General features: G+C 35.1%; 9 protein-coding genes. 2 read left to right on the top strand and 7 right to left on the bottom strand.

Annotated elements, in window-relative coordinates:
• Positions 1–361: 361 nt before the first annotated feature.
• The 6 genes from MKY60_RS07500 to MKY60_RS07475 form a co-directional block, all read right to left on the bottom strand.
• Positions 362–1,969 carry an AraC family transcriptional regulator gene (locus MKY60_RS07500; protein WP_340929315.1) on the bottom strand — a complete coding sequence of 536 codons (1,608 nt, stop codon included), beginning with the start codon at positions 1,967–1,969 and terminating at the stop codon, positions 362–364.
• A gap of 104 nt (positions 1,970–2,073) precedes the next feature.
• Complete coding sequence (locus tag MKY60_RS07495) at positions 2,074–3,051, bottom strand: ABC transporter substrate-binding protein (RefSeq protein WP_241595735.1); 978 nt, start codon at positions 3,049–3,051, stop codon at positions 2,074–2,076.
• 904 nt (positions 3,052–3,955) lie between these two features.
• Positions 3,956–4,948 (bottom strand): glutaminase, encoded by a 993-nt coding sequence (locus MKY60_RS07490; protein ID WP_241595738.1) that lies wholly within the window; start codon positions 4,946–4,948, stop codon positions 3,956–3,958.
• Between the two features lie 361 nt (positions 4,949–5,309).
• Positions 5,310–5,684, bottom strand: coding sequence for a YolD-like family protein (locus MKY60_RS07485; protein WP_093494536.1), 375 nt, complete (start codon positions 5,682–5,684; stop codon positions 5,310–5,312).
• A gap of 433 nt (positions 5,685–6,117) precedes the next feature.
• Positions 6,118–6,423, bottom strand: a complete 306-nt coding sequence (locus MKY60_RS07480) for an NIPSNAP family protein (RefSeq protein ID WP_241595741.1) — start codon at positions 6,421–6,423, stop codon at positions 6,118–6,120.
• A gap of 243 nt (positions 6,424–6,666) precedes the next feature.
• A complete protein-coding gene (locus MKY60_RS07475) occupies positions 6,667–7,137 on the bottom strand; it encodes a DUF3291 domain-containing protein (protein WP_241595743.1) in 471 nt (156 codons plus the stop codon).
• A 255-nt stretch (positions 7,138–7,392) separates the two neighbouring features.
• Between MKY60_RS07475 and MKY60_RS07470 the strand changes: the two genes are divergently transcribed.
• Entirely contained in the window at positions 7,393–7,533 is a 141-nt protein-coding gene (locus tag MKY60_RS07470; RefSeq protein WP_241595748.1) for a hypothetical protein, read from the top strand.
• 196 nt (positions 7,534–7,729) lie between these two features.
• On the opposite strand, the gene MKY60_RS07465 is transcribed toward MKY60_RS07470, so the two are convergent.
• Positions 7,730–8,995, bottom strand: coding sequence for a M48 family metallopeptidase (locus tag MKY60_RS07465; RefSeq protein ID WP_093494576.1), 1,266 nt, complete (start codon positions 8,993–8,995; stop codon positions 7,730–7,732).
• Between the two features lie 162 nt (positions 8,996–9,157).
• Here MKY60_RS07465 and MKY60_RS07460 point away from each other — a divergent pair, with 162 nt between their 5' ends.
• Positions 9,158–11,347 carry a YhgE/Pip domain-containing protein gene (locus tag MKY60_RS07460; RefSeq protein WP_241595751.1) on the top strand — a complete coding sequence of 730 codons (2,190 nt, stop codon included), beginning with the start codon at positions 9,158–9,160 and terminating at the stop codon, positions 11,345–11,347.
• Positions 11,348–12,012: the final 665 nt, after the last annotated feature.

Raw genomic sequence — 12,012 nt, 5'->3', positions numbered from 1 at the left:
ACTCCAAACTTTACATTCCATTTGAAATGGAAGCTAATTTATACTCTTCTCTTAATTCCTCTAGCAAAGCAATTCTTCTACAAATAACTCACAATGACCGACAAAGAGTACAGTAAAACAATTCATTTATTAAATTAATTTCTCCAAGTTCTTCTGCAAAAGTTCCATAATAACGCCTATTTGTATAGTTTAATCTGTATTGCCTTTTAACCTAACTGCTGCTTTGTTTAAAAAAAAAGAATAGTTCGCACTTTGAACTACTCTTTATTAAATATTAATTTCATAGATAGGGCATATTGGATTATTTTGCTTATACAAATATAATGACTTTCCAATATGTGTTCTAGTTATTGTTTCAATATTAAACTAACACTCTAAGTACATCGTCTATTTTTTTACTGCTGGCTATTTGGCCATGGTTCATCCATGTCATAAAATCGACTTCGAACGCACGACAATTTCTAACAGCAGGGATTTCCTTCCAATGAGGGTGATTAATCTGACGCCTTTCTGCCCCTATTTCTCCTTCATGCCATTTATCAAACACGAAGAAAATATAATCTGCATCTAGTGATTTTAACCATTCCCATGATACACCTGCTCTACTCTCCTCTAGAGTTAACTTCTGAATCTTAGGATGAAGTATAATTCCTAAATCCTCAGTAAGAAAGGACTTTGTATATTGTTGATCCATAATAATGCAGTCGCTCTTAAATCTTATGAAGGCATACGTTTGACTTTTCTTGGAATGGTTCAACAAATTCCTTGCGCTTGTTAATTTTTCTTCATATTGCTGAATGGCAATCTCTGCTTGTTCAACGCGTCCCAATCGTTTGGCTAGTGTTCGTAATGTTAAACGCCAGTCTGCATCATCTTTTGAAATAATTTCTGTATTTGCAAAATTCTTACATCTCTCATATTGATTGGAATGGTACTCGTATTCACTTTTACGTGCAATAATTAAATCCGGCTCATATTCCGAAAGTGATTCGTAGCTTTCTTGCAAAACATTAAAAGTTGGAACATGTATTAATCCAAGATAATCTAGCTGCCCCCATGCTGGGTGAGCCCACTGAACAACAGGGGTAATCCCTAAAGTTACTAGTAAATCCTCCATAAATAATGAAACAACACGAATAGTACTTTGGTTTTGTTTACGATACTGGCCCGGAGCTAAACCCACAGACTTACTAAAGCATCTATTAAAGTAAAACTCATTGTTGAAACCAACATGATTAGCAATCTCATGTATGCGATCCTCTGTTTTTAATAGTAAATGCTTCGCTTGATCGATCCTCAGATTATTAACAAAACCAAGGGGAGTTTGTCCAGTAAGCTTTTTAAAGATTTGTGAGTATTGCCATGGAAGCATGTTCACATCTTCTGCAAGTGTAGCCACTGTCACCTGCTCGGCAAAATTGTCTTTTAAATATTTAATCGAACCTTTAACTGCACTATGTAAATCCGGTAAAGGTGCTAAACTTTCTTTTTGTTTAAGCACATACCTAATTAATTCCTCGAATCGTACATGATTGTAATATCGCATCAATTCGTCTTTCTCATGACTTTGCCGTTCAATTTCCTCCAACAAATCAATACACTTTGAAAATGGTACACAATTCCATAGACCAGTGCCTGTGAAAATGGAAGATTTGTACTGATCATTAGAACTATCCGAATTTGGAATTTGAATCACATTGAATGTAATAACATAAAAAGAAATGCTATTTTTATATGGATAGATATGAACGGCTTGATTTGGTTTCACGATAGCTATATTACCTCTGACAATTCCTTTCGCACCATATCCAATATCCATATCTGCCTCGCCATCCGTTATTGCAATTAACATGTGTTCACCAGAACTACTAAATTCTTCACCGTTCAGTTCATTCAAATTGATATGTCTGATTCCGACCATAATGTAAAAGACTGACGGATAACAAGGAGGAATCACTTCACTACACAATATACATCATCCTTTCCATTACGATAATTATAATCTTAAAGAGAAAGCCCTTCAATGATACTGAAGAGCTTTCCCATTTCTTTTGCTATATAAATATGAAAGCTCTACTTCACTATTAATCTTAGTAAATCTTCCATTTTCATTGTGTTCGCTTTAATAGCCCCTGATTGCCAATGAGATCGATCCAGTTGATAAACATGGTTGTTTTTTACAGCAGGAATTCCTTTCCATAGAGGATCTTGAAGCAGTGCAACAGCCTTCGCATTAGACTCCGAGTCCCAGGTACCATTGGAAGGGAATATGATAATATGATCAGCGTTAAACTCTGGGATTTTTTCCTGTGAAATAACATCATGTGCCTGGATATTTTTCACCCACTCAAACGGTTCCAAACCAAGGTCTTTGTAAATCATTCCCGTATATGGATTATTCAGACCGAATAAACGCAATTCTGGTTTGTCTCCTACATCCAGACGTACTACAGCAACTGTCTCGCGTCCAATAGCCTCTTCCAATTTCACTTTGGTGTCGGCAATCTTTTGCTTGTAATCTGCTAGTACAGTAGTAGCCTTTTCTGGAATACCCAATAATTCAGCGATCGTTTTGAGAGTCTCTTCTGCATCCCAAAGTACTTCATCAGGAACGCGATAAGTAGGTGCGATTTTAGAATACAATTGATAAGATTCATCCATTCCCCCAGTTAGGATTATTAAGTCTGGATTTTTTTCCAACATTGCTTCCAAACTTCCTGTGATATCAAATAACGGAACATCTGACAATCCTAAATAATCTTGTTTACCCCAGCTTGGATGGTACCATTGCACAATTGGTTCAACACCTAGTGCCACCATATAATCCTCTAAGTAAATCCCTGCTATTCTCTTCGGCTTGACAGGAATTTCAACCTCGCCAAAAGCATCTTTAACCTTCCTTGTGTCAGTATTCTCTTCCTTCTTACTAGTTTGTTTATTGTCTTCAACATTCGTGGATGTTTCCTTTCCATTATTACATGCAGCCAAACTTACCATAATAGTGAGTAGGACCACCAACCAACTAATCTTTCTTAATTTTCGCTTTGCCATAATATACTCCCGCTACTTTATTTCCTATTAATACAATTAAATGATTATGATTATCATTATCATTAATCTCACTTATCATTATATTCTTTATACATAACTGTCTCAATGCACATATCTAAATCTATTTTGCACAAATACTATAACTACAACTTTTTAAATACATCAAAATGTCTTTTTAAAAAAACAATGTCACCAAACCAAAATATATAATCTATCATTCCATATTTAACTAACTTGTCGTATTAGTATAATTTAAGTGTAATGTCTCACAATGGATTGACGAAATCTACTTAATGTTTTGGACGTAAAAAAGACCATCAAAGTAAACTGCCCCGTAAATGTTAGCCACCGACTAACATTTACGGGGTGTTTTTATGTGAGTTAAGCTACAAACGTTAGAACGCTATTTAACTGGAACGAAAGCTATCAAACCATTGCATAAAAGTATTGGCGCAGCAAATTCACTGGTTATTACTCGGGTAAAATAATTTTTGAATAAAAAAAATAGACCATCAAAATGATGGTCGTGATTAACTAAAGTGCCCGCTAGCCACACGTGTAGCGCGAAATCAACGCTACACCACAGAGAATATAAATGTGAAAAACGAGTATAAGATACTACGGCTGAGATAGGAAGGATAGTGAACTATGATGCCATCGAGTCCGTTCTTTAGTCTGACTCCAAAGAACACGGTTCAACACAGACTGTCGCACTCAATATGGGTAGCACTCATGGGAGATTAATCCTGCTCAGCTTTTAAAAACTATTTCTGATCCTCTTTTGTTATGCAATTTAATAGTTTTTCAGCATTTTTTAATTTTCATGGGAGTTAAATAAGGGGTTAACGATTAGCGTAATATTCTTTTGGATTTGTTATTCCATTTTTGTGATAGCACACCACATTTAAAAAATATTAAAGTCCCATTCTCTGGATATTTGCTTTAACAGCATAACTCCTGCAACACTATTACCAAATTCATCAATGGCAGGACCATAAATCCCTATTCCACAGCCATCCATAAATGGGGAATCACCGGATCTACCTCGCGGGGGAATTGCTGCCAATATACCACCCGATACACCACTTTTTGCAGGAATACCTACAAATGCAGCAAATTTACCAGAAGCATTGTACATACCACATGTGACCATTAACGCTTTTGTTAACCTAGCTACTTCCTTAGAGAAGATTTGCTCCTTACGGATAGGATGAAATCCGTCATTTGCAAGGACTAGGCCAATCATGGCAACATCTTCGGTAGTTACTTCAATTGAACATTGCTTTAAGTATACTTCTAATGCTTCTTCTACAGTACAATCTAAGAATCCCATCTCTTTTAGATAATAAGCTAAAGCTCGATTTCGATGAGCCGTTTGCCACTCAGAATGAAACACTTCCTCATTGATAGTTGGATATCTCCCAACGATTCTTTCTATTAATAGAAGTATAGATTCCACTTTTTCGACAGGATTTCGTCCACCTAGTAATGATGCAACTGTGATTGCTCCAGCATTTATCATCGGATTAAAAGGTCTTCCAGGTTTATGAACTTCCAGGCGAATAATCGAGTTAAAAGCATCCCCGGTTGGTTCGACGTCCACCCTTTCTAACACATAAGAAATTCCATAGTCTATACATGCAGCTATAAAGCCAATTACCTTCGATATACTTTGTAAAGTAAAAGCGGTATCAAAATCACCCGTCTTTACCATTGAACCATTTGAATCAATGATACAAATACCTAACTGTGAAGGATTTGCTCTTTCTAACGCTGGTATATAGTTAGCACATTTCCCTAAATTCGTATAAGTTCTGCTATCTTGTACCCATGCTTTTATTTTGCCATGTTCATGATTATTAAATATATTTTGTGTATCTTGCTGTACAACTTTCATATCTTTTCTTCCTTTCGGTATCTAGTGCACAACTGTGGCTTAAATAGCCTAGTAACTACATACATATATACCACAAAAAAAACAAGAAATCTAACTACATTTTCTTTATAAAGGAAAGGTATAAATTCGGTTTATCGAAATAGTAGATGAAGTCAATAGAAAGCTTCTTTTTCATATTCTAAGGGTTCTAATTTTTTCTCCATTTTCTTTATTATTTAAAGTATTGTTCAAAAAGTGCTTAATGAGCTTTCGGGCCGCCACCTAACTTTCCGATCACCTATTCTTGAGAACGCTGGATGGATTGTCACATGAACCGTAAACTCCTTGAAATACTCGAAATGAGCAAGTAAAGTCTTGCTTATTAATCCATAATAGTTACATCTACTATTTCATCTAATTTTAATTGCAACAAAGAAAAAGGATCTTCTAGTTCCATTACTCTACTTCGTAAATCTATACTTTCTACAATACCTCTGTTGTAAATGAATGCTCCATCTCTCCACATCTTCACTTTAGTATCAGCCTTACTTTTAATGGCTATATCCAGTGTGTGATGTATTGCATCGTAATCCCATTCGTCTAAATCTGGTTTAGGTTCTCTCTTAATTTCTTTGCTATACTCTCTAAGTAAAGCTACATGTTCTGGAAGCATCATCGCTACCCACTTCTTACTTCCTCTATCTTGTGCCTTAGATAAGTCAAGGATTTGTTCAGATTCGTAAAATTTATCGTTCATACAACTTCACGCTCCTTATGGATGATGGGAACACATGCGAGCACATTATCAATAATAAAATTACGTTTAGCATTTCGCTTAAAACAAAACACTTGAATAGTATCCCCTTTAATCTTCAAGACTTTTACCTGCCTCTGGCTTATATTACACTTAGAATCCATATACATTAACTCAGCGAGCTGATTACGTTCCATACATTTCATTAAATTTATACGCACACTCGTTCCCTCCATTCTTATGCTTAGTATACGAACGTTTGTTTGATTTTAAAACTAGTAATTTATGGACAAATAAAAAAACGATTTACCCATATAGAGTAAGTCGCAAATTTTAATCATTTAATTAACTGGTTACACTTTCAATGAAATCAATAATTTTTTGTGTAACTTCATTATTAAAGCATCCGTTTGGTAATATATGTATAATTATTAATTCACTCGAAAACAGGTCTCATAAAGCTTCTCTCATAACTTAAAATACATCTTGTTTCCTCTGCAAATTTATAAGCTTCCTGACATTCTGCATCCAATGCCATCTTTCTTCGGTACTCTTCATAAGCAGTCAAACTAGGGAAACTGAATAAGGCATATGCAATATTATTAGCACCTTCATGTGGGAGATAATAACCTTGATGTGTACCACCTAACTTATTAACTAATCGAATCCACATTTTACTATATACTTCGAATTCCGTTAATTTATATGGGTCAATAATGTATTTTAAATAGCATGTAATCATCTAATTACCCCCTTTTTCTCATCATAACATAATATTTATCTAACGATTCCTTTCAATAGAAAATTCTAATAATTATTATTTGTACATGAATAGATAAATAAAAAAATCCCGGTCAAATTAATGAACAGGACAGTAGATTTATTTACTATTTAGTTTTGCAATCATACTTATAACAACGCTTTTGTTCCAGACATGAAACAGATATTATAAGTGTAATTTGTTTAACTAAGTACGCTTTTTACTTCAAGAAGATTTAATCAAGATGGTCTCCCCATTTTCATCAAATGCTTGCTTAAAATCAAATGCAAAAGGTGTGGAGCCGTTCTGGATATAATAGTTATATCTTTTGAATGCCTCCTCCCATGAGACATCCTTGACCTTTTCTGTCCACCATACTACATATGAAAGATGTTTTTCTGGATATATCTCAATCCATTTGTTTCTATCCCGTAATGCTTGCAAATGCTTTCCTGAATAAGTAAAACGATATAAGGATTGAATGTCTTTCCATACTGTTAATGTAAGAATAGGAGAACCATTACCCTGTATGGTTTCTTCAGAGATAGTGACTCCATCAGGTGAAAATGCCTCTACAAGACCAGATCTAGTTGCATGACGATATACTCCATCTCCCACTTGAAAAAATTCACGAGAGGCAGAGTGATTATAAGGGTGGTTTAGCCTACCAACAGTATAGATTGATACTAATGTCATAAGGACTCCTCCATCATTTAGCCTTCACCTATATATATTCTAATATAAAGTGAAAAATCCTTCTTTTACTAACCTTATTAGTTAGATGAAAAAGTTTACTACAAATCCTTTTTGGCGAGGGAATTTCAATTCTTTTCAGAGATTCAATTTGGGGCTATTAAGAATTTGAAGTTATTACTTTTTTTCAAGAGCATTAGTATATCCGTATTTTTATTATGACTCTGTGCACATTAAACTTTAGGAGGTGACGATATCATGTCAAATAAAAGCAAACCAAACTTTAAAAAGAAAGAACCTAATTCAAGAAATGACAATCGTGAGGAATTTGCAGAAGACTTATATTCTAAGCAGACTAAGGGCAAAAATACACAACAAAATAACCAACAGAATCGATAATTCAACCATTAGCAGGATTTAATTATGGAACAACTCTTATCACCATGTAAAAAAGTCAATAAAACCTATTATTTATTCCTACTTCATTGAAACAAAAGATTGACTTCGTAAAGTCAGTCTTTTGTTTGCCCCTTTTTAAAAAACAAAATATAGAGGAAGATTAAAAAAATTTAATCCTTTGATGTTGTCGGCCTTTTTACTCTTTGGATTCTATTTCATTGGTCACATTAATAATTCTTTCAAGCGTAGTTGGATGAGAATATCGAAACCATTTAACGAGGAGTGGAGGATTCACCTCGTTCAAACCAGCTTTCGTAAGCTCTTGAAAAGTACTCACAGCAGCACTTGGGTCCTCTACTAACTCTATTGCATACTCGTCAGCTCTTACTTCTAGATATCTAGAAATGTAATTTGAAAGTGGACTTGAAGCAAATAATAGGAAGGAAGTAATAAGGAAAAACAATGGTAATGAATGGATAGCATTTATCTGTTTTATTTTTAAAATATGTTTAAAACGAGCGATAAACCAAAGCATTAATTTCGCTGTTAACCAAAGCCCTAAAAGCGTAGTTATAATGGAACGTGTTATTCCAAAATATATATGTTTCTCCACGTAATGACCCATTTCATGTGCCATAACGAATAGGATTTCACTTTCTGATAAGCGATTTAATGTTGTATCCCATAATACAATCCTCGAATTACTCCCGATCCCCGTAACATATGCATTTAGCGCATTAGTCTTTTCTGCCATATTTACTTCATATACATGTTCTGCTGGTATATTTGCTTGCTTGGACAATGTAAGAATTTTCGTCTCCAATTCTTTGTTAGTGAGTGGGTAGAAATCATTGTATAGTGGGTCGATTAATACAGGTTGAATGAACATGATGAAAATGGAGAATGGAATCATTAGCAAACTAGCAGTTAACCACCATTTCTTTGGATTCCTATTAATTAGCCAATAAAGAACAGTAACAATTACTACAGTCGTTCCGAAGTCCACCCAAAATTCAATTACATTATCACGCATCCAGGAATTGAAAGTCTGGGTACTGATTCCATAGTTTTTGCTTAAGGAATACCTATAATAGTCTAAGGGGAATAAAACGAGAAATATAAAAAGAGAAAGTAAAAATAAGTATAAAGCGTTTTGCAAAAACGCCCATTGGCTCTTCACAGTAGTCCATTTTTCGAACACTTGAGAAAGCCCAGTAATTAGTATAAATAAATAAACAATCCATTCGAAGGGTGTTGCTACAAAATAGAGGAAATTTTTTATTTTTGAATATTCTTCGCTAAGGTACAATTCCTGCTCTGACATAAATACATGCGGATCTACAACAGTTCCTTTCAGAGGTACCGGTATACCCCCACTATTACTATGAAAAATATATACATACATTACTATCGCGTATACCCCAAATAACAATAGGGCTGCAATCCCACATTTTCTTGCCAAATCCACTTCAACTCCATTCACTCTTTCATACATTAAGTGTAATCAGAAAAAAGAAAGATAGAACCACTTTCTATCTCCCTGTCCATACTTACATTAGTCGCTATCTATTGGGGTATACTACAACCATCAAAGACCTATCAAATTCAGTAGGGTGGACTAGTTATGAAAAATAGTTGGATTATTTTCAAGACAGACATTCAAAATATAAGCAGGAATTGGGTTGCTGCAATTCTTATAGGGGGTTTAGTTTTTCTACCTTCTTTATATGCATGGCTTAATATATACGCTTCTTGGGATCCTTATGCTAAAACTGACCAAATTCCTGTGGCCATTGTGAATGAAGATGCAGGAGCAATGGTTCGCGGAGAACAACTAAATGTTGGAAATCACCTGGTCGACACATTAAAAGATAATCGAGACATGGACTGGTCTTTTGCTTCACGCAAGTTCGCTATGGAACAAGTTGAATATGGTGATTTTTTTGCCGTAATTATTATCCCTAATAATTTTTCCGAAAAGTTAGCTTCCGTTGTTTCAGATAATCCCCAGAAAGCGGATATCGAGTACTATGTAAATGAAAAAATTAACTCCATTGCACCCAAAATAACGGAAAAAGGTGCAACGGTTATTGTTCAAAAAGTTAGTAGTCAATTCATCTCAAGTGTGAATGGAGTCATTTTTGAACTCTTTAATGATTTAGGAATTGCAATAGAAAGTGATCTACCAGATATTCAAAACTTCGAAAACTATGTATTTAAAATGGAAAAAGAATTGCCTACGATCCATAAATTGCTTACTGGTGTTCATAATGATGCTTCTTCCGCACAGAAAATTATCTCACAAGCTAATTCAATGGTGCCACGAGCCGAACAAATAACGACTGAAGGTTTGAGTTCGATTGAAAAAACAATAGATTTCTTGACGAAAGCACAAAATCGTTTAAATGAACTGGCACCTGTAGTTGAAAATGATTTGGAAAAAATATCGGAGATTGCACAAAGTACAAATGAATTTATTCAAAACGTTCAAAACGTTCAATTGGATTTTACAGAGTTGAACAGAGTAAAAGAGGATTTAGACAACAAGATAACCTCTAATATACAAATAGTTGACTCTATTGGGAAGGACCTTAATTGGTTAAAGGAAGTAGCCAATAGCTCTAATGATTCTAATTTGGAAGAAAACAGCGTAGAACAACAAACAAAACTAGCTCATGCAATTGATAGAACGAACGAACTGAAAGCTTTTTTACAAGAAGCGCAGACAAATGCACGAACAATTGATACCCTTATAAAAGATAAAGAACAACAAATGCAAAAAACGTTGAATGATTTACAAAAAATAGCTCAGAATACATCCGTCCAACTGGATGCCTTTATAAACGAATACAAGAATACGATTGAACCAACTATTCTTTCCGAAGTAGCTAAAGCAAAAAAGACTTTAGGAAATGCTAAAGAAATGCTAGCCAGTATACAGTCCACTCTACCAGAAGTCACCCGTACCCTAAATAGTACAGACGCCCACATAAAAGAGGGAAAAACAACATTGGATCAAGCATTGGCACAATATCCTTATATAAGTGAAAAAGTAAACCAGTTAGCAGATAGGATACGAAAAGTTCAAGGTGAAACGAATATTAGTGAAATAATCCAGTTACTCCGCAATGATCCACAAGCGGAACGTAGCTTCTTTGAAGAACCAATCGTCTTGAAAGAAAACAAACTTTTCCCTATCGCAAACTATGGAACAGGTATGACTCCTTTTTATACAGTCCTTGCTATCTGGGTCGGTTGTTTGCTTCTTATCTCCCTGCTTGCTACAGATACCAATCATGAAAGTAGTATAAGCGAACGCGCAGTGTATTTCGGTAGATTGTTTACATTTTCAGCTATTGGTCTTCTACAATCATTAATTGTAACAATAGGTGACATTGTTCTTTTAGGTGTTGATGTTAAAGATTCTTTCTGGTTTATATTATTTGGGTTTCTTATTAGTTTCGTTTTCATGTCAATTGTTTATACGCTAGTTTCTGTATTTGGTGATATAGGTAAAGCGTTTGCAATTATTATGCTTGTCTTGCAAATTGCTGGGGCAGGTGGTACCTATCCAGTCGTTCTATTACCAGAGTTTTTTCAGGCGATTAACCCTGCACTCCCTTTTACTTATGCAGTAGATATTATGCGAGAAGCTGTAGGTGGTATAGTGTGGCAGAGAGCAATACGAGATGCTTCCTTCCTTTTGCTATTCAGTCTAGCATTTTTAATATTCGGCACCTTCCTTAAAGAAAAGATTAACCGAAAAACAAAACTAATGTTGAAAAAGTCACGAGAATCCGGATTATTTCACTGAACTATAGTTATATAGAAATGTGGGGAATGTAAATTAGATATACAAGAGCAATTAGAAATAGGCACCAGGTTCTAATACAATTTAGAGTCGTTCAGAATCTGGAACCAATACTAAAAAACCTCAACTGATTGCCTCTTTAACCATTCTACTAAAGCTAAAGGTGTTACAATTAGCAAAATCAGTATTGAGGAGAACATTACTTCTCCCCCAAAAAAAGATAAAAAAGACCCTTTAAACATACCAATGGGGGAATCGCATTTCGACCGTTATCTAGGAAATTCGACGAGTGCATTGATTTGGAGAAGCATGTTGTCTTTCGGCACGACTTTGTAAATCGCCATAAAAAGGAGAATTTTTAGATAGGAGAAAAATTTCTTCTTGATAAGCAGAAACTAGTTGATTTGCGTGGAAGGCGGCGACTTCAGCCGGAATAGCATGAGGTGAAGACCCCAGCAACGAGGAGGCTGAGGCCATGCCGACGAAACGCGTCCGCCTGGAACATTTATCAACGGCTCCCCAATTTTAAATAGCGAGTAAGCGAACGATAAATCGTTCACTTACTCGCTATGAAATACCTTTGAGGACTCTTTCAGTGCCCTTTTCAAGGTCAAATAGTTTTTATATCACTGTTCACATATTCTTTAAGGATAAGTAATTCCAAAACG

The sequence above is a fragment of the Psychrobacillus sp. FSL K6-1415 genome (assembly GCF_038003185.1).
Taxonomy (GTDB): Bacteria; Bacillota; Bacilli; order Bacillales_A; family Planococcaceae; genus Psychrobacillus; species Psychrobacillus psychrodurans.
Note: the sequence above shows the minus strand (reverse complement) of the source record. Positions and strands in the feature narration are given on the sequence as shown.